The organism is Xanthomonas sp. AC360 (assembly GCF_979258225.1).
Map to the genome: position 1 here is coordinate 1,729,396 of NZ_OZ409846.1, position 17,314 is coordinate 1,746,709.

At 67.1% G+C, this 17,314-nt stretch carries 15 protein-coding genes; 3 read left to right on the forward strand and 12 right to left on the reverse strand.

Going from position 1 to position 17,314, the window contains the following annotated elements:
• Positions 1 to 33: 33 nt before the first annotated feature.
• Positions 34 to 1,002: an aldo/keto reductase gene (locus ACZZ0O_RS07310; RefSeq protein WP_463590402.1), complete on the reverse strand. Its 969-nt coding sequence runs from the start codon at positions 1,000 to 1,002 to the stop codon at positions 34 to 36.
• 233 nt (positions 1,003 to 1,235) lie between these two features.
• Here ACZZ0O_RS07310 and ACZZ0O_RS07315 point away from each other — a divergent pair, with 233 nt between their 5' ends.
• Complete coding sequence (locus tag ACZZ0O_RS07315; RefSeq protein ID WP_463592411.1) at positions 1,236 to 2,090, forward strand: class I SAM-dependent methyltransferase; 855 nt, start codon at positions 1,236 to 1,238, stop codon at positions 2,088 to 2,090.
• A gap of 328 nt (positions 2,091 to 2,418) precedes the next feature.
• Positions 2,419 to 2,994: a pseudouridine synthase gene (locus tag ACZZ0O_RS07320; protein WP_463590403.1), complete on the forward strand. Its 576-nt coding sequence runs from the start codon at positions 2,419 to 2,421 to the stop codon at positions 2,992 to 2,994.
• A gap of 415 nt (positions 2,995 to 3,409) precedes the next feature.
• On the opposite strand, the gene ACZZ0O_RS07325 is transcribed toward ACZZ0O_RS07320, so the two are convergent.
• The 3 genes from ACZZ0O_RS07325 to hrpB all read right to left on the reverse strand — a co-directional run bounded on the left by ACZZ0O_RS07325 (position 3,410) and on the right by hrpB (position 7,691).
• Entirely contained in the window at positions 3,410 to 3,841 is a 432-nt protein-coding gene (locus tag ACZZ0O_RS07325; protein ID WP_055853585.1) for a hypothetical protein, read from the reverse strand.
• Positions 3,842 to 4,042: 201 nt separating this feature from the next.
• Positions 4,043 to 4,963 (reverse strand): IS110 family RNA-guided transposase, encoded by a 921-nt coding sequence (locus ACZZ0O_RS07330; RefSeq protein ID WP_463590158.1) that lies wholly within the window; start codon positions 4,961 to 4,963, stop codon positions 4,043 to 4,045.
• Between the two features lie 226 nt (positions 4,964 to 5,189).
• Positions 5,190 to 7,691, reverse strand: a complete 2,502-nt coding sequence (hrpB, locus tag ACZZ0O_RS07335) for an ATP-dependent helicase HrpB (protein WP_463590404.1) — start codon at positions 7,689 to 7,691, stop codon at positions 5,190 to 5,192.
• Between the two features lie 307 nt (positions 7,692 to 7,998).
• Between hrpB and ACZZ0O_RS07340 the strand changes: the two genes are divergently transcribed.
• Positions 7,999 to 10,116: a methyl-accepting chemotaxis protein gene (locus ACZZ0O_RS07340; RefSeq protein WP_463590405.1), complete on the forward strand. Its 2,118-nt coding sequence runs from the start codon at positions 7,999 to 8,001 to the stop codon at positions 10,114 to 10,116.
• Positions 10,117 to 10,304: 188 nt separating this feature from the next.
• On the opposite strand, the gene ACZZ0O_RS07345 is transcribed toward ACZZ0O_RS07340, so the two are convergent.
• From ACZZ0O_RS07345 to ACZZ0O_RS07380, 8 genes are all read right to left on the reverse strand, one after another.
• Positions 10,305 to 10,778 (reverse strand): YehS family protein, encoded by a 474-nt coding sequence (locus ACZZ0O_RS07345; RefSeq protein WP_055853578.1) that lies wholly within the window; start codon positions 10,776 to 10,778, stop codon positions 10,305 to 10,307.
• 259 nt (positions 10,779 to 11,037) lie between these two features.
• A complete protein-coding gene (gene uraH, locus ACZZ0O_RS07350; RefSeq protein ID WP_463590406.1) occupies positions 11,038 to 11,370 on the reverse strand; it encodes a hydroxyisourate hydrolase in 333 nt (110 codons plus the stop codon).
• On the reverse strand, positions 11,367 to 12,788 hold the full coding sequence (gene hpyO / locus ACZZ0O_RS07355; RefSeq protein ID WP_463590407.1) for an FAD-dependent urate hydroxylase HpyO: 1,422 nt from the start codon (positions 12,786 to 12,788) through the stop codon (positions 11,367 to 11,369). Before hpyO ends, uraH begins: the two co-directional genes overlap by 4 nt.
• Positions 12,785 to 13,276: a 2-oxo-4-hydroxy-4-carboxy-5-ureidoimidazoline decarboxylase gene (gene uraD, locus ACZZ0O_RS07360; protein ID WP_463590408.1), complete on the reverse strand. Its 492-nt coding sequence runs from the start codon at positions 13,274 to 13,276 to the stop codon at positions 12,785 to 12,787. The genes hpyO and uraD overlap by 4 nt, the downstream gene beginning before the upstream one ends.
• Positions 13,273 to 13,668 (reverse strand): oxalurate catabolism protein HpxZ, encoded by a 396-nt coding sequence (gene hpxZ, locus ACZZ0O_RS07365; RefSeq protein WP_323517898.1) that lies wholly within the window; start codon positions 13,666 to 13,668, stop codon positions 13,273 to 13,275. Before hpxZ ends, uraD begins: the two co-directional genes overlap by 4 nt.
• Positions 13,665 to 14,555, reverse strand: a complete 891-nt coding sequence (puuE, locus tag ACZZ0O_RS07370) for an allantoinase PuuE (RefSeq protein ID WP_463590409.1) — start codon at positions 14,553 to 14,555, stop codon at positions 13,665 to 13,667. The genes hpxZ and puuE overlap by 4 nt, the downstream gene beginning before the upstream one ends.
• Complete coding sequence (locus ACZZ0O_RS07375; protein WP_463590410.1) at positions 14,552 to 15,808, reverse strand: pyridoxal-phosphate-dependent aminotransferase family protein; 1,257 nt, start codon at positions 15,806 to 15,808, stop codon at positions 14,552 to 14,554. The genes puuE and ACZZ0O_RS07375 overlap by 4 nt, the downstream gene beginning before the upstream one ends.
• Positions 15,798 to 17,018, reverse strand: a complete 1,221-nt coding sequence (locus ACZZ0O_RS07380; RefSeq protein WP_463592412.1) for an allantoate amidohydrolase — start codon at positions 17,016 to 17,018, stop codon at positions 15,798 to 15,800. Before ACZZ0O_RS07380 ends, ACZZ0O_RS07375 begins: the two co-directional genes overlap by 11 nt.
• Positions 17,019 to 17,314: the final 296 nt, after the last annotated feature.

The following is a 17,314-nucleotide window of genomic DNA, read 5'->3' on the forward strand; positions in this document are numbered from 1 at the left end:
GAATGAACAGGCCGATGCCGCGCTGTTGCAGCGTTACGCTGCAGCCGGTTCCGGCGCGCTTGCGCCATCCAGTTGCGCAAGCTGCTCGGCGCTCAGCGACAGCTGCGCCGCAGCCAGCACATCGTGCAGCTGAGTCACGCTGGTGGCGCTGACGATCGGCGCGGTGAGGCCGGGGCGTGCGATCAACCAGGCCAAAGCGATCTGGGCTGGCGTGGCGTTGTGGGTCGCGGCCAGGTCGTCCAGCGCCTGCAGAATGCGCAGGCCACGCGGGTTGACGTATTGCTTGACCACCGAGGCGCCACGCGCGCTGCTCTTGCCGGCATCCTCATTGCTGCGGTACTTGCCGGTTAGAAAGCCGCTGGCCAGCGAGTAGTAACTGATCACGCCCAGCTCGCGCTCGCGCACCAGCGGTTCCAGCTCGGCCTCGTAGCCGGCGCGGTCGTAGAGGTTGTATTCGGGCTGCAGGCTTTCGTAGCGCGGCAGCGTGTATTGCTCGGAGATATCCAGCGCATCGCGCAGGCGCGACGCGCTGTAATTGGACGCGCCGATCGCGCGCACCTTGCCTTGTTCGATCAAGCGGCCGAACGCGGCCAGCGTGGCTTCCAGCGGAATCGACTCATCGTCTTCGTGCGCCTGGTACAGGTCGATCACATCGGTCTGCAGACGCATCAGCGAATCTTCCACCGCCGCTGCGATGTTCTCTGGCGACAGGCCGGGATGCTCGCTCCACTTGGCGACCTTGGTCGCGATCAGCACCTTGTCGCGCTTGCCGCTGCGTGCAAGCCAACGCCCGATGATGGTTTCCGATTCGCCGCCGCGGTTGCCCGGCACCCAGCCCGAATATGCATCGGCGGTGTCGATCAGATTGAAGCCGGCATCGACGAATGCATCCAGCAATGCGAACGAGGTCGCCTCATCGGCGCTCCAGCCGAACACATTGCCGCCGAAGACGATCGGTTGAACCTGCAGGCCGGAGCGGCCCAGTGCGCGGGGGTGAGTCATCGTGGAAGCTCCTGATGCGAACTGCCGACAGGATAGTCATGCACACCGATCATGCGTGTGACATCGATGTGGATTCAGCGTTCCGCCGATCGTGTGCATCGGCTCACAGGATATGAACATTTCGCTGATGCACGGCGATGCGAACCACCGCTGAGCATTGCGATTCGGGCACATGGCAGGCCCCGGGCCGCGTGCTAGGCTCGCGCTACTTTTACCCGGAAGAGGGCGCTGCGATGATCCGCAACAAGCTGGCCTGTGCGTGTGTGATGAGTGTCATGGTGGCGATGAGTGCGCCCCTGGCGATGGCCATGAAGCCGGCCGACAGCGCGAGCCTGCCGGCGCCCGATGCCGCATTGCAGGCGGCCATCAATGGCAACTGGCGCGACCGTGTGTACGTGCAGCGCGATCAGTACCGCCACCCGGGCCAGACGCTGGCGTTCTTCGGTATCAAGCCGACCCAGACCGTCATCGAGATCACGCCCGGCGGCGGCTGGTATTCGGAAATCCTGTCGCCTTACTTGCGCGAGAAGGGCAAGTACGTGGCAGCGGTGGTCGACCCGGCGTCGGCATCCGAAGGCCGTAACCGCGATTACGCCCAGCGTGCGCGCGACGAGCTGGAAAAGAAGTTCAAGGCCAAGCCCGAGGTGTATGGCAAGCCGTCGTTCGTGTCGTATGTGCCCAAGTCGCCGTCGTTCGGCGTGGACAACTCGGCCGACCTGGTGCTGACCTTCCGTAACGTGCACAACTGGCGCATGGCCGGCAGTGCCGAGGCGATGTTCGCCGGCTTCTACAAGGTGCTCAAGCCCGGCGGCGTGCTGGGCGTGGTCGAGCACCGCGCCAAGACCGACGTGCCGGCCGACGACAAGAGCGGTTATGTCGGTCAGGCGCAGGTGATCGCGATGGCCGAAGCGGCTGGCTTCAAGCTGGCCGGCAAAAGCGAGCTCAACGCCAATCCGCGCGATACCAAGGACTATGCCGGTGGCGTGTGGACGTTGCCGCCGAGCAACAGCCACGACAAGGCCGACGATGCCAAGTACAAGGCCATCGGCGAGAGCGACCGCATGACGTTGAAGTTCGTCAAACAGTAAGCACGTGTCTGCATGCCGGCGCAGATGCGGCCGGCATGCAGTGGTTGCTGCACATGACGGCGGTCATGTGGCGTGCGGGTGGGTGTGTATGACAGCCGGCGCAAGAACCCAGTGCATGTGCGTTGCGAGTGCGTCGAGACGGGATCTGCGATGCGTGGCGGACAGCGGCGTTTGACCATGGTGTGACCTGCGCACCCGAAGTTTCCGTTGTTCTCACGGGATGCCGCATGCCAGCGACCAGCACTGCTGGCTGCGCGCATCCTGCTTACGTCATACAGCCACGCGCGGCGATCGCCGCGCGCAGCGCTCTTCTGCAACAGGTCTGTCCATGTTGGTGCTGTTGAACAAACCCTATGGCGTGCTGTCGCAATTCAGCGACCGCTCGCAGCCGCCCAAGCGCACGTTGGCCGAGTTCGGCCTGCCGCCGGATGTGTACGCGGCGGGCCGCCTGGATCACGACAGCGAAGGGCTGTTGTTGCTCACCGACGATGGCGCACTGGCGCATCGGCTCACCGACCCACGGCACAAACAGCCCAAAACGTACTGGGTGCAGGTGGAAGGCGAGCCGCAGGAAGCACAGCTGCAGGCCTTGCGCGATGGCGTGCTGCTCAACGATGGCCCGACCCGGCCGGCAGCGGTGCGCACGCTCGACCCCGCGCCGGAGCTGTGGCCGCGCAATCCGCCGGTGCGTGTGCGCAAGACCGTGCCCGATGCCTGGCTGGAACTGCAGATCAGCGAAGGCCGCAACCGTCAGGTGCGTCGGATGACCGCATCGGTCGGTCTGCCCACCTTGCGTCTGGTGCGGGTGGCGATCGGCGATTGGAGGCTGGATGCGCTCGCGCCTGGCCAGTGGCGTGTGGATGACACGCCTGGCCCGCGACAGGGGCGTGGGTCGCGCAGATAGCGCTGGGGTGTTGCGATCACCTCGATGGCGCGATGGCTGCAATCGCCAGTGATGCGATCGAACTGCGGCGATTGCATGCCTCGTTCAACGAGCGGCTGACGACACGTAGCGAGCAGCTCTTACCTGGGTGTGGATGCCGCACTCGGATCCGGCGTGTACGTGTACGGGTATTCCATGCTGCACCGAGCACCGAGCACCGAGCACCGAGCACAGGCCCCGCCCGCCTGACGATGGGCGCAGTCGTTTTTCTTAGCTGCTCTAAAGCGGCGTAGCGATCCGGCAACGCAGTGGGTTGCTGTGCGGCTGAGTGCCACACAGCGCTGTGAAATGCCTGCCCACAAACGACAACGCCACGGCGCGAGGCCGTGGCGTTGTGGCGTGCAGCCCAATCCGCCTGTTCGACGGACTCGGTGTCTTATTCGACGCCGTCGCTCGGGGTCACTGCAGCGCGGCGCTGGTAGGCGGCGCGACGTGCGTTGGCATTGCTGGCGTGTTCGCGATCCAGACGGTGCACGTTGCCCCCCAGCACCTGCTGATCGCGCTGGCGCTTGCGGTACACCGCATAGCCGATCAGGCCGAGGCCGGCAACAGCGGCCGCCACGGTGATGGCCGGGTTGCGCTTGACCAGCTTGCTGGCCGCCTTGCCGCCGCTGCGCACTGCGCCCAGGGCCACGCCGGTCTTCAGCCATTCGCTGGCACCCGGACCGAAATGACGCAGGCTGCTGCCGGCGCTACGTGCCTGGTCGCCCGCAGTGGATGCGGCATGACGCAGTTGGTCGCCGGCGGTGCCGGCCAGTTCCAGGGCACGCTCCAGGGCGCGTTCGGTGATCACAGTCAGCTTGCTCATTGAAGGCGTTTCCTTTCCGAGTACGTGGCCTGCAGTCTGTGGCCAATGGCGTATAGGCGGCGTTAGCGGCAGTAAGCGCCGTTTGGCTAACGGTTAAAAAGCGTTGTTGCCTGCGTTCGAGAGAGATGCCGCTTCGCATTGCACGAGCACTGCCGTCCCCGCACCCCAAACCCTCTTCCAGCGGGAGAGCAACTGTCTTGATCAACTGGCGGCGCCAGCCGCTAATTGATCTCGTAGCTTTGCGTTGAGGATCACCAGCAGTTTGCGCATGGCCGCCACCAGCGCCACCTTGCTCGCTTTGCCTTGCGCGCGTAGCCGCTGGTAAAACGCGCGCAGTGATTCGTTGAAACGCACTGCCGTCAGGGTCGCCATGTACAGCACCTGGCGCACGCAAGCCCGCCCGCCCCAGATGCAGCGGGCGCCGCGCATCGTGCCACTATCTCGGGCAAGCGGCGCCACCCCGACCAGCTTGGCGATCGCCTTGCCGGTGAGTTTGCCCAGTTCCGGTAGCTGCGCCGCCAGGCTCGCCAACAGCACCGGGCCGACGCCTTTGACCTGGCTCAGCACCGCCAGCTCGGCGCGCGCGCCCACTTGCTGCGCAATACGCTTGTCCAGCTCGGCAAGCTGCTGCTGCAAGTGCCGCAGGCTGCTCTGCGCCTGGCTGCACAGCCAAGCGTCGGTCAGGTGGGACTGGCGCTGCCGTTCCTGCTGCACCATCGCCACCACCTGCGTGCGGCGCTGCTGGTAGGCGCGCAGCTGCGCGCGCCAGCCTTCTACCGGCTGGTAGCGCGTCAGCGGCAACAGCGCGGCCATCTGCGCCAGCACGCGTGCATCCAGTCGATCCGTCTTTGCCAGCTGACCGGTGGCCTTGGCAAAGTCCCGTGCCTGCCGAGAATTGACACGCGCCACCGGCATCCCAGCCGCATACAAGCTCTCCAACGCCAGCTGCTCATAGCCGCCGGTCGCCTCCACCACCACTTGATGCAGGTGCGCCGGCCCCAGCCAGGTGCACATCTGCTGCAGGCCCGACACGCTGTTGGCAAACCGCCGCCCGTCGCGTTGGCCGTGCACCTGCACATCCAGCCACCGCTTGCTGACATCGATTCCGACACTCTCGCTCATGGACAACTCCGCTATGCTCGAAGGGTCGAGAGTTCTCCTGTGCGGCCCAGCCTTAGCATTACGAGCGCCTACTCGAGCAACTGTTCGGGCGTTTGCAAGGAGATTCCGGCGGGGCGACCTCGCTCTCCCGCGGTCGCTCAGACCCATGGGTTATCGGTCGACCACGCCGGCTCTCGACACCTAATCTGGCAGATCCCCAAGAACTAAGGGGCTACAGCAAGGCGGGTCAGGTGCCGCGCGGTTTTGCGCGATGGGTTGCGGCAGCTGTCCAGGGGTCGTCTGGCCATGGATGCCTGGGATACCGGCCCTTCATTTCTTTTTTGACGTCCGGATAGGTGGTGGCCCAGAAACTTTTCAGATCCTGCGTGACCTGCAGTGGGCGACCGCCGGGCGAGAGCAGGTGCAGGGTCAGCGGGATGCGGCCATCGGCAATGCGCGGGGTTTCGGCCAAGCCGAACAGTTCCTGCAGTTTGACCGCCAGCACCGGCGGCAGCGGTTGCTGGGTGTGGTCGAGTGCGTAGCTGATCTGGCGTTCCATGCCCGACGGCACGCTGATGCGGGTGGGAGCGTGGCGGTCGATGGCCTGGCGGCGTTCCCACGGCAGTGCGGCCTTGAGCGCCTCGCCCAGGCTGGACTCATCCAGCGCGTCGAGCCGGGTCTTGCCGGCGAAGGCCGGGCGCAGCCAACGGTCCAACGAGGCGAGCAGTGCGGCATCGGAGAGATCGGGCAGCTCCAGCTCGGGCATCCACACCCGCAGCGACAGCACGCGGGCGCGCCATTGTTGCAGGGTCTCGGTCCAGGGCAGGGCGTCCAGGCCGAGCTGGCGCACTGCCTCGGTCAGTGCGCCAGCGGCCTGGGCGGGATCGACGCGACCGGCGGGGCGGCTGTCGAGCACGATGCGGTCGAAGCTGGATTGCCGGCGCGCGACCAAGGCGCGTTTGTCAGCGTCCCACTGCACCACGTCCTGCTGCACGAAGCGCTCGGGCAGGCTGCGGCGCAGATACGCCTCGTCGACCGGAGCGGCGCGCAACAGCAGGGCGTCCTTGGCCTCGTAGCGCAGCTCGCTGGCGACCAGCCACGGTTCGCCGCGCAGGTCGCTGTGGTCGAACAGACGCGCGCTGCGGCCGTTGGCGAGCAGATAGCGCAACGGGTCGGTGGGGTGGCGTGCGGCGATGCGGTCGGGGAAGGCATGCGCGAGCAGGTCGCCCAGCGCGTGCGCCTCCACGCTGGTGGGTGGGGCGGTGTCGCAGCGCAGTCGGCGGCGCCATTGTTTGGCGGCACTGTCGATCGCGGCCAGGCCGCCGCGGTTGGCATCGGGTGCGCTGCGGCCCTGGCGAAATGCCGCCAATGCGCGCCAGCGTGCGGCCAATCCATCGCCGCCCTGCCGCAGCGGGTCGCGCGCTTCCAGCAACGCGGCCAGGTCGCAGGCCAGTGCCAGGCGCGATGCAGCGCCGGCCTGCGCCAGCATCGCGGCCAGACGCGGATGCGTGCCCAGCGCCAGCATGCGGCGGCCCAGCGCGGTGATGCCGCCGCTGTCGCTGAGCGCGCCCAGCCGTTGCAGCAATTCGCGTGCGGCCGCCAGCGCGCCGGTGGGCGGGGCATCGACAAAGCGCAGCGCATCGCTGCCCCAGGCCGCCAGTTCCAGTGCCAGGCCGGCCAGTTCCACCTGGGTGATCTCGGCGCGCCGTTGCGGTTCCAGGCGCTGCGATTGCGGCCACAGCCGGTACGCCCAGCCGCTGGCCACGCGTCCGGCACGGCCGGCGCGCTGGTCGGCCGACGCCTGCGAAATGGTGGCTACATCCAGCCGCGAAAAGCCGCTGTTGGGGTCGTAGTGCGGCTCGCGCGCCTGGCCGCTGTCGATCACCGCGCGCACGCCGGGCAAGGTCACCGAGGACTCTGCCACGTTGGTGGCCAGCACCACGCGGCGGCGGCCCTGCGCATCCGGCTGCAGCACCTGGCTTTGCGCGTCCACCGACAACTCGCCGTGCAGCGGCAATACCTGGATGGCCGGGTTCAGCGCGTCCTGCAAGGCGCCTTGCACGCGCGCGATCTCGCGTTGGCCGGGCAAAAACACCAGCACATCGCCGGGATGGGTGAGCAGGGCATGCTCCACTGCGCGCCGCGTCTGTGGTTCCAGCGCTTCGTCGCGGCGCGCGGGGAAATGTGCGATCTCCACCGGAAAACTGCGTCCGGCACTGCTCAGGCGCGGCGCATCCAGAAAGCCGGCCAGCCGCTCGCCATCCAACGTGGCCGACATCGCCACGATGCGCAGGTCGTCGCGCACCTGTGCCTGCACGTCCAGCGCCAATGCCAGGCCGAGGTCGCCGGCCAGATGGCGTTCGTGGAATTCGTCGAACAGCAGCGCGCCCACGCGTTCCAGCATCGGGTCGTCCTGGATCATCCGGGTCAGGATGCCTTCGGTGACCACCTCGATCCGGGTGCGCGCAGAGGTCTTGTTTTCGAAGCGGATGCGGTAGCCCACCGTTTCGCCGACCGGCTCGCCCAACTGGCGCGCCATGAACAGCGCAGCGCTACGCGCGGCCACCCGGCGCGGTTCCAGCATCACGATGCTGCGGCCGGCCAGCCAGGGCGCATCCAGTAACGCCAGCGGCACCTGGGTGGTCTTGCCGGCACCGGGCGGGGCTTCGAGCACCAGACGCGGATGGGCGGCAAGGCTGTCGCGGATCTGCGGCAGCAGTGGGGTGATGGGGAATGCAGGTTCGGTCATGCGCGGCAAGGATACGGGCCTGCTCGCGCCGGTGCGATGGTCGGGGATCGAGGTGAAGCCTGTCAGGGAATGGCGTATGGCCTGTCGGCAACGCAATTGCTTGGGCTTGCCGCCAGCGCTTGCTGCCCGGCGACGTGCTGCGGACCAAGAGCCTGCGTGCACAAAGATATGCGCCCCACAGCCGCTCCGGCAGCGTCCGCTCGGTTGCTGCGCGGCGGATCCGACGAGTGCAAATGCAGGAGGCTTGCATGCTTCAGAGTGCATGGCCGGCGTCGATAACCCGGTTGAACCCGTCATTGGATTGACCATGTCCACCCCGTCCCCGCGTTTTGTCAGTCTGCAAAGCAAGCTGCTGGGCGCCCTTGCGCTTGGTCTGTCGATCATCCTGTTATGCGCACTTGGCGGTCTGGGCTCTGCCTGGTTGAGTCTGTCCGGCAAGGTGCCGGTGGAAGTGGCGCAGGCCTCTGCCAGCGAAGAACTCACCCGCGATTTCCGCCTGCAGGTGCAGGAATGGAAGAACGTGCTGATCCGGGGCCGCGATCCCGCACAACTCGAAAAACATCTGACTGCCTTCCGCGACAAGGGCAAGAGCGTGCAGGGCACGGTCACCTCACTGGCAGGCGCGCTGGCCGATCCGCAGGCGCGCACGTTGGCGCAGGACTTTGCCAAGGCGCATCTGGCACTGCAGGTCAGCTACGAAGCGGCGCTGGGCAAGTTTGCCGAGTCCGGTTACGACACCCAGGTGGGCGACCAGCTGGTCAAGGGCAAGGACCGCGCGCCCAGCCAGACGTTGGAGGCGTTGGTCGCGCGCAGCAAGGCGTTGGCCGATGCGGCCGTGCTGGCGAGTTCGCAATCGGCGCAGCACATGCTGGTGTATTCGGCGCTGGCCACCATTGCCGCGGCGTTATGTCTGGTGGTGGTGTTGGGGTGGTGGATTCGTCGCTCGATCGTGCGTCCCATCGAAAACGTCGCGCGTGCGGCACGCCTGGTGGCGGCCGGCGATCTGTCCGCGCGGGCTGCGGTCAGCAATCGCGATGAAATCGGCCTGCTTGGCCAGGCAATGGGGCAGGTGGTCAACACGCTTACCGATGTCTCCAGCGCGCAGGCGGACATGGCGCAGCGCCACGAAGCCGGGCAGATGAGCTACCGCATGGACGCGCAGGCGTTTCCCGGCGCTTACGGCCGCATGGTCGATGACACCAACGGATTGATCGGCGCGCAGGTGGGCCTGATCGGCACCATGCTGCAGGTGATGCAGCATTACGCGGTGGGCGACATGTCGGTGGACATGCCGCGCCTGCCGGGCGAAAAGGCGCAGATTACCGATGCGATGGACACCACCAAGCGCAACCTGGCTGCCATCAATGGCGAAATTCGCGGCCTGGTGGAAGCGGCTGCGGCCGGCGACTTTGCGACCCGCGGCAATGCCGCTGCCTACAAGTTCGAATTCCGCGGCATGGTCGAGGGCCTCAATGGCCTGATGCAGAACGTGGACCAGAATCTGGGCGAGTTGTCGCAGCTACTCAAGGCGATTGCCGATGGCGATCTGACCGCGCGCATGCGCGGTAACCAGCAGGGCGTGTTCGCGCGGATGCGCGACGATGCCAACGCCACCGTGCAACGCCTGACCGATATCGTTGGCGATATCACGCTGGCCGCGCAGACCATCCGCACCGCCTCGGCAGAAATCGCCGCCGGCAACAGCGATCTGGCGCAACGCACCGAACAACAGGCCGCGAATCTGGAAGAAACCGCCGCCTCGATGGAAGAACTCACCTCTACCGTGCGGCAGAACTCCGACACCGCGCAGCAGGCCAGCCGGGGTGCGCAGGCCGCTGCCGACATCGCCGGCCGCGGCGGCGAGATGGTCGCCAGCGTGGTCGATACCATGGGCGAGATCGAAGTGTCGTCGAAGAAGATCGCCGAGATCATCAGCGTCATCGACGGCATCGCGTTCCAGACCAATATCCTGGCGTTGAACGCGGCGGTGGAAGCCGCGCGCGCCGGCGAACAGGGCCGCGGCTTTGCGGTGGTGGCCTCCGAAGTGCGCGCGCTGGCACAGCGCTCGGCCGGTGCCGCCAAGGAGGTCAAGCAGTTGATCGATGCATCGGTGGAGAGCGTGGCGCGCGGGAGCGCGCGCGTGGATCAGGCCGGACGCACGATGCAGGACATCGTGCAATCGGTGCAGCAGGTCACCACGCTGATCGCCGAGATTTCCGCTGCCTCGCGCGAGCAATCGTCGGGCATCGAACAGGTGGCGCGCACCGTCAACGACATGGACGAAACCACCCAGCGCAATGCAGCGTTGGTGGAAGAAGCCTCGGCCGCCGCACGTGCGATGGAAGAACAGGCAGTGGAGCTGAGCGAAGCGGTGTCGGTGTTCCGACTGGATGCACGCAAGCCGCGCTTGGTGGTGGCTGCGTGAGTCTGCAGACGGGCAAGATAGCTGGATGAACGGCCTCTCGCGTGGGAGTGCTCTCATGCGGGAGGCGGCAGTCCGCCGTCTGCACGCACACGCATGATGTGTGCGTGTGTATGCGATCGGTCATCGCGTAGGGATGCAGTGCTGCGACGCTGATCGACTGAGCGTCGAAAGCATCGGCATTGAAACCATCACCCCGCTTCGCGCACCCGGGCGGTGAGGCCTTTGAGGAAGGCGCGCAGCAGTTGGTCGCCGCAAGGGCGGAAGTTCTTGTGGCCGGGCTGGCGGAACAGGGCCGACAGTTCCGGCTTGGACAGGGGGAAGCCGGCGCCAGCGAAGATGGCGTGCATGTCCACGTCCTTCAGTTCGAAGGCCACGCGCAGCTTTTTCAGCACCAGGTTGTTGCCGACGCGGGTTTCCAGCGGGCGGGCCGGCTGACTTTCGTCGCGGCCGCGGAAGCGCAGCACCAGGCCATCGAGAAAGCGCGCCAGCATCGCATCGGTGCAGGGCTCGAAACCGGGCTCGTCTTCTTTCTTCAGCCAGGCCTGTACCTGCGGCTTGTCGAGCGCGAACTCGGGGTCGGCCAGGTGAGTGATTTCCACCACCTTATCGTCGCTGAGGTCGAGCATGTAGCGGATGCTGCGCAGTACATCGTTGTGGATCATGACAATTCCGGGGCCCCGGCCTGTCGCCGGAAAGGCGTCATTCTACGGGGCCGGGGTGGAATGCGGCGTGTGTCGCGCCGATCCGTTACCGATCTGAAGCCGCCCGGAAGCGGCTGACAAGGCGCTGTGGGCAGCCGTCGTGAGCCGCTGTCGGGTGCATACGGCCGGTGCGTGGTAGTTGCAGGTTGAGCGGTATGCGCCGGCCTACGGTATCGACCACGCCGGTCTTGCGGGCGAGCGCAGTCGGTCTGAGCGCTACTCAGCTGCCGCGATAAGTGGAATACCCGTACGGCGACAGCAGCAGCGGCACATGGTAATGGCCGTCGTCGGCAATGCCGAAGGCGATGGGCACCTGTTCCAGGAACGGGGGGTCGGCCAGTGCGGTGCCGGTGGCGCGCCAGTAGCCGGCCACGTCGAATTCCAGCCGGTAGCGGCCGGGTTGCAGGGTGAGGGTAGCCAGCGCTGGGCAACGCCCGTCCTGGTCGGTGACCGCCTCCAGCTGCAATGTGTCGCCGGCGAACAGGCGCAGCGGCACCCCGGCAGCAGGGCGACCGGCGGCGGTATCCAGCACATGGGTGGACAGGGTGCTCATGCGACCGCCTGGGTCGGTTGCGGCCACTGGCCGACGAATTCGGGTTGGTCGTAGGCCAGATAGCTGTCGACGATGGCCTGGCGGTCGTCCAGGAACAGTTGGTCGGCCACCGCGCGGGCCAGCCGCGGCAACGCGACCTTGAGCCCGGACAGCGCGGCGGCCGAGGGGCCATGGTTGATCAGCGCCGAATAGTTGAAGGCGAACAGCCCGTGCAGCAGTGCGGCGTCGTCCGGCGTGCGTGGCAACAGTTCGAAGCCCGGCCCCAGGTACGGGTGTGCGTCCAGTACCGGGTTGGCCTGGCCCGGCGGCGGTTGGTAGCGGTCTGCCCAGCAGGCGATGCGCCCGGACAGCGCGGCCAGTTCTGGGCGCAACTGCGGGTCGGTGACCAGGCCCGTGGCGACGGCCAGGAAATCGAAGCGGTGTTCGCCGTGCGGGGTACGCACCACCACCGCGCCATCGCGCTCGGCTACCTCCAGCCACGGCGCGCCCAGGTGCAGCGCAAAGCCTGGGTGCGCGCAGGCGCGCTGGAAGGTGTCGTTGGTGGGCGGTTGGTTGTGTGCGAAGAAACTGGCCATCATCCGGTACTTGTCCGCATCGGGTAGCGTCAGAAACCGCGGAATGATGCCGGCCTGCTCCATGTGGCGGAACGGGTTGATGCGCGGCAGCTCGCTGCGGCGCACGAACACTTCGGCACTGGCGATGCCTTTGTCCAGCGCAAAACAGGCGTTGTCGAACGCCGATGCGCCGCCGCCGAGAATGCCCACGCGCTTGCCGGCAAGCGCGGCGAAGTCGATGTGGCTGGAGGTGTGTGCGTAGCGGTGGCTGGGCAGGGCACGGCCGATCCAGTCCGGCACCACCCACTGGCCGCCGCCCTGGATGCCGGTGGCCAGGATCAGCTTGCGCGTCAGCAGCGGCGCGCCCATTGTCAGATGCAAACGGTGGATGCCGGGCGCGACCTCGGGTTCGACGCGTGCCAGTTGCGTGGCGTTGCGCACCGGCAGCCGCAGCGCCGCGCGGTACCAGCGCAGGTAGTCCATCCAACTGCCGCGTGGAATCTTGTCCAGCGTGTCCCAAGCCGCGCTGCCGTGTTGCGCTTCCCACCAAGCGCGGAAGGTCAGCGACGGCACGCCCAGGTCGATCGAGGTGATCTGCTTGGGCGTGCGCAGTGTCTGCATCCGTGCGTAGGTCACCCAGGGGCCTTCCTGGCCTGCGGGGTTTTCGTCGATGACCAGCACGTTGTGCACGCGTTCGCGTTGCAGTGCGAACGCCGCGCCCAGGCCGCTCTGGCCGGCGCCGACGATGACCACGTCGTAGACATGCCCGGCCGGATGTACGCGCGGTTGCACCCAGGCATCGCCGCCATGGGCCAGACGTTGCAGGTCGCGGGCGAGCTCGCGTTCGAGTTGGGCCAGGCTCATGGCAGTGCCTCCAGGCGCAAGTGGACGATCTTGCCGATCTCGGCGAGGGCGGTGGCGATCTCGGCGTCACGCGAGGCATCCATGCGCTGCTCCAGCGCGGCCAGAATGCCGGCCTTGTCATGCAGCCGCACGCAGATCACGAACGGGAAACCGAAGCGCTGGCGATAGGCCTGGTTGAGCGCATGGAAGCGGGTGAATTCGTCCTCGCTCAGCCGATCAAGACCGGCCGAGGCCTGCTCGGCTGCCGAGGCGGCGGTGAGCGTGCGATCGATCGCCGCCTTGCCGGCCAGCTCCGGGTGCGCGCGAATCAACGCGACCTGATCTTGCGGCGATGCATCGAACACCACCTGCATCAAGCCGCGATACACATCCTCGAACGGGCGGTGACGCGCGGCGCGCTCCACCACCCACGGCGAATGTTCGAACACCTCGCGATAGCGCGCCACGAAGGCAGCATCGTCCAGCACACGGTCGTTGGTCACGCTCATGCGTGAGTCCCTTGCAGCGACACGTGCGCAGCCACCACTTTCCAGCCATCGGCAAAGCGCACCCAGCTCTGGCTCTGGCGGCCGCGCGCGCTGCTGCCCTCGCGGACGAATTCCGCATGGGCGGTTGCGCAGTCCTGGCCATAGCTGTGCACTTCCACATGCGCAAGCTGGCGTTGCGGCGAGCCGCCGCGGCCGATGCGAAACGCGCGGATCGCGTCGATGCCGTACAGCACCTCACCCACGCCGTAACGCACGGTGCTGGGCGCTGCATGAAACAGCGCATCCATCGCGGCGATGTCATCGCGCATCAACGCGCTTTCGTAAGCGTGGAAGGCGGCAGTCACCTGCGCGATCACCTCGGGCAGATCGATGTCGGCAGTGACAATGCTCATGCCGGATGCACCTGCAGCCAGTGGCGTGCGATATCGATGCGTCGCGCCACCCACGCATCGCCGCTGGCCAGCACGTGATCGACAAAGCGCGCCAGTGCGGCCGCGCGTGCGGGCTTGCCGACGATGCGCCCGTGCAGACCGATCGAAAGCATGCGCCCGCCTTCGCTGCGCAACTGCTCGAAGCTGTCGCGCAGATAGCGAAAGAACGGTTCGCCATCGGCAAACCCGTTGTAGGCGACGAACTTCATGTCATTGGCATCCAGCGTGTACGGCACGATCAACTGCGCGCGGCCGTGGCGGGTGTCGTAATACGGCACATCGTCGGCATAGCTGTCGGCGTCGTAGACAAAGCCGCCTTCTTCGGCAACCAGGCGTGCGGTGTTGGGGCTGGTGCGGCCCTGGTACCAACCCAGTGGGCGGCTGCCGGTGACGCGGGTGTGCACCGTGATCGCCTGCGCGATATGCGCCCGTTCGGTGGCTTCGTCGATGTGTTGGTAGTCGATCCAGCGCAGCCCGTGGCTTGCGATTTCCCACTCGGCGGCCTGCATCGCGGCCACCGCGTCGGGATTGGCGGCCAGCGCGTTCGCCACGCCGAACACGGTCACCGGCAGCGCGCGTGCGGCGAATAGTCGATGCAGCCGCCAGAACCCGGCGCGGCTGCCGTATTCGTACAGGCTTTCCATGGCCATGGCGCGTGCGCCGGCTTGGGCTTGTGCGCCGACCATTTCCGACAGAAACGCCTCCGAGCCGGTATCGCCGTTGAGCACACAGTTTTCTGCGCCTTCTTCGTAATTGATGACGAACTGCACCGCGATGCGCGCGCCACCCGGCCACTGCGCAGCCGGCGGTGTGGCGCCGTAGCCGATCAGGTCGCGCGCCGCGCTCATGCAGCCGGCCCCGCATGCCAGGCCGCCAGGGCGGCTTCCACTGCCAGGCCCGGCGTGCAGGTGTAGCCTTCGGCACGCAGCACCGCTTCCAGCGCGGCCAGGGTGAGCAGCACCTTGTGCTTCATCGCGTTGTAGCCCATCGCGCCGATGCGCCAAATCTTGCCTTGCAGCGGGCCGAAGGCGGTGCCGATCTCGATCTCGAAATCCTCGCGCATGCGCCGCCGCACCGCGTCGTTGTCGATGCCCGCCGGGATCACCACACCGGTCACGTTGGTCATGCGATGCGCCGCGTCGCCGAACACCTCCAGGCCCATCGCGGTGATGCCGGCGCTCACCGCACGGCCGGCCGCGGTGTGGCGCGCGAACCGTGCGTGCAGGCCTTCCTGCAGCGCAACGCGTGCGCATTCGCGTGCGCCGTACAACATGGTGGTGGCTTCGGTGTGGTGGTTGAGGCGCTTGTCCGACCAGTAATCCATGATCATCGCCAGGTCGAAATAATTCGATGCGATGCGTGGCCCGGTGCCGTTGACGATGTCGTTGCGCACGATGCCGCGTTCGACATGCCGGCGCGCAAAGATCGCCTCGGCCGCGCGTTCGGACACGGTGATCGGTGCCGAGCCGGACGGCCCGCCCAGGCATTTCTGCAGGCCGCCGGTCACCACGTCCACGCCCCAGCGGTCGCTGGCGATCTCCATGCCGCCGATGGTGGCGGTGGCATCCACGTAACTCAGCGCGCCGGCCGCGCGGCACAGTGCGCCCAGGCCATCGAGCGGCTGCGCCATGGTGGTGGAGGTGTCGCCGTGCACGGTGGCCACTAGTTTGGGCGCCACCCGTTCGATCGCCTCGGCAATGGCGGCCAGCGGCACCACCTCGCCCCACGGTGCATCCACGCTGTGGACGTCGGCGCCGAGGCGCTGCAGGATTTCGGTAAGCAGCAAGCCGAAGCGGCCGAAGTTGATCACCAACACGCGGTCGCCCGGTTGCACCAGCGATACCAGCGCCGCTTCGATGCCGGCACGCGCGGTGCCGTCGACCAGAAACGTCCAGCGATTTTCGGTGCCGAACAAGGGCCGGTATAGCGCCATCACCTCGTTCATGTAGGTAGTCATTTCCGGGTCGAACTGGCCCAGCAGATCGGCCGCCATCGCGCGCAGCACGCGCGGATGCGCATTGACCGGGCCGGGGCCCATCAACAGGCGTTGTGGTGGGTCGAGTTCGCCAAAGGTATGCAGGTGGCGCAGATCAGGTGACAAGGGGGTCTCCCAGGTGTTCGATGAAATGGCGCATGACCGCCAGGGCGACCTCGGCATCGGCCGGGTCGACGTGTTCGTCCGGATGATGGCTGATGCCGCCGGCGCAGCGCACGAACAGCATCGCGGTTGGGCAGAGCGCGGCCATCGTCATCGCATCGTGGCCGGCACCGGAGACCAACCGCCGCGGGGCGATGCCTTGCGCGGCGACAGCGTGGTCGAGCCGGGTCATCAGCGTCGGTGCGCATGGGCTGGCGGCGAGGGTTTGCAGCGGGGTGATGGCGATGGCGATGCCGCGCGCTGCGCCGATGCGCGCCAGTGCCTGTTCGATGGCGCGCACCGCGGCATCGCGGGCGTCGTCGTCGCCGGCGCGCACGTCCAGCGTGCACTCCACGCGGCCGGGCACCACGTTGACGGCGCCGGGTGCGAGCTGCAGCTTGCCGACGGTGGCGACCAGATCGTTGCTGCCGTCGCGTGCGATGCGCTCGATCGCCAGCAGCGCCTCGGCCGCAGCGCTCAAGGCATCGCGACGCAGCGCCATCGTGGTGGTGCCGGCATGCCCGGCACGGCCGTCGAAGCGCAGCGCGAAGCGGCGTTGCGCGGCGATCGCGGTGACGATGCCCACCGGCAGGCCCTCGGCTTCGAGCACCGGACCTTGTTCGATATGGGTTTCCAGATACGCCAGCACGCTGCCCGGTGTGCGTGTGGCGTGCTGGATGTGCGCGATGTCCAGGTCCCAGTCTGCCAACGCGTTGGCGACGTCGATGCCGGCGGCGTCGGTCACCGCCAACGTGGTCGGGTCGAGCGTGCCGGCCACCGCACGGCTGCAGAACATCGAGGCCGGAAAGCGCGAGCCTTCTTCGTCGCCGAATGCGATCACTTCGATGGCGAATGGTAAGCGGCGCGCTTGCGCGTGCAGTGCGGCGACGCATTCGATGCCGAGCAGGATGCCGAGCGGGCCGTCGTAGCGGCCGGCATCACGCACGCTGTCCAGATGGCTGCCGATCAGCAGCGCGGGTGAGTCGGCCTGCGTGCCCTCGTAGAGGCCGATCAGGTTTGCCGCCGCGTCCAGGCGCACCTGCATGCCGGCCTGGCGCATCCACGTGCTCACCTGCGCGATGGCAGCGCGGTGCGCCGGGCTGAGCCAGGCGCGGAACAGTCCCTGGGGTGTGTCGCTGTAGGGCGCGACGCCCAGCGCATCGCAACGCGCCACCGCACGTGCGCCGGAGCCGCTGTCCGGTGAGAGGCGCTGGGTGCTCAGCATAGGGCGTGGTGCGGGTGAGCCGATCCACAAACGCTGCGCGGACCGCGATGCGATAGCGACTGATGCATGGAGCCTCCGCAGGCGGTGGGGAAGGGCGAGGCATCGCCGGGCGATGGAGTACCCGGACGATGGCGTGGCGACAGGCGCTTACCGAGCGGGCAGCGCCTTGAGATCGACTATACGAACCACCCCCGTCACCCCAAAGCGGTTTTTTTAGGGTCACGCGTTGCAAAAAATGCGACAGG

Coding starts and splice junctions, on each gene's coding strand:
- puuE (WP_463590409.1), bottom strand. CDS start 14,555: ATGAGCGCGGCGCGCGACCTGATCGGCTACGGCGCCACACCGCCGGCT.
- ACZZ0O_RS07340 (WP_463590405.1), top strand. CDS start 7,999: ATGTCCACCCCGTCCCCGCGTTTTGTCAGTCTGCAAAGCAAGCTGCTG.
- hrpB (WP_463590404.1), bottom strand. CDS start 7,691: ATGACCGAACCTGCATTCCCCATCACCCCACTGCTGCCGCAGATCCGC.
- hpxZ (WP_323517898.1), bottom strand. CDS start 13,668: ATGAGCATTGTCACTGCCGACATCGATCTGCCCGAGGTGATCGCGCAG.
- ACZZ0O_RS07320 (WP_463590403.1), top strand. CDS start 2,419: ATGTTGGTGCTGTTGAACAAACCCTATGGCGTGCTGTCGCAATTCAGC.
- ACZZ0O_RS07315 (WP_463592411.1), top strand. CDS start 1,236: ATGATCCGCAACAAGCTGGCCTGTGCGTGTGTGATGAGTGTCATGGTG.
- uraD (WP_463590408.1), bottom strand. CDS start 13,276: ATGAGCGTGACCAACGACCGTGTGCTGGACGATGCTGCCTTCGTGGCG.
- ACZZ0O_RS07330 (WP_463590158.1), bottom strand. CDS start 4,963: ATGAGCGAGAGTGTCGGAATCGATGTCAGCAAGCGGTGGCTGGATGTG.
- ACZZ0O_RS07310 (WP_463590402.1), bottom strand. CDS start 1,002: ATGACTCACCCCCGCGCACTGGGCCGCTCCGGCCTGCAGGTTCAACCG.
- ACZZ0O_RS07325 (WP_055853585.1), bottom strand. CDS start 3,841: ATGAGCAAGCTGACTGTGATCACCGAACGCGCCCTGGAGCGTGCCCTG.
- uraH (WP_463590406.1), bottom strand. CDS start 11,370: ATGAGCACCCTGTCCACCCATGTGCTGGATACCGCCGCCGGTCGCCCT.
- hpyO (WP_463590407.1), bottom strand. CDS start 12,788: ATGAGCCTGGCCCAACTCGAACGCGAGCTCGCCCGCGACCTGCAACGT.
- ACZZ0O_RS07345 (WP_055853578.1), bottom strand. CDS start 10,778: ATGATCCACAACGATGTACTGCGCAGCATCCGCTACATGCTCGACCTC.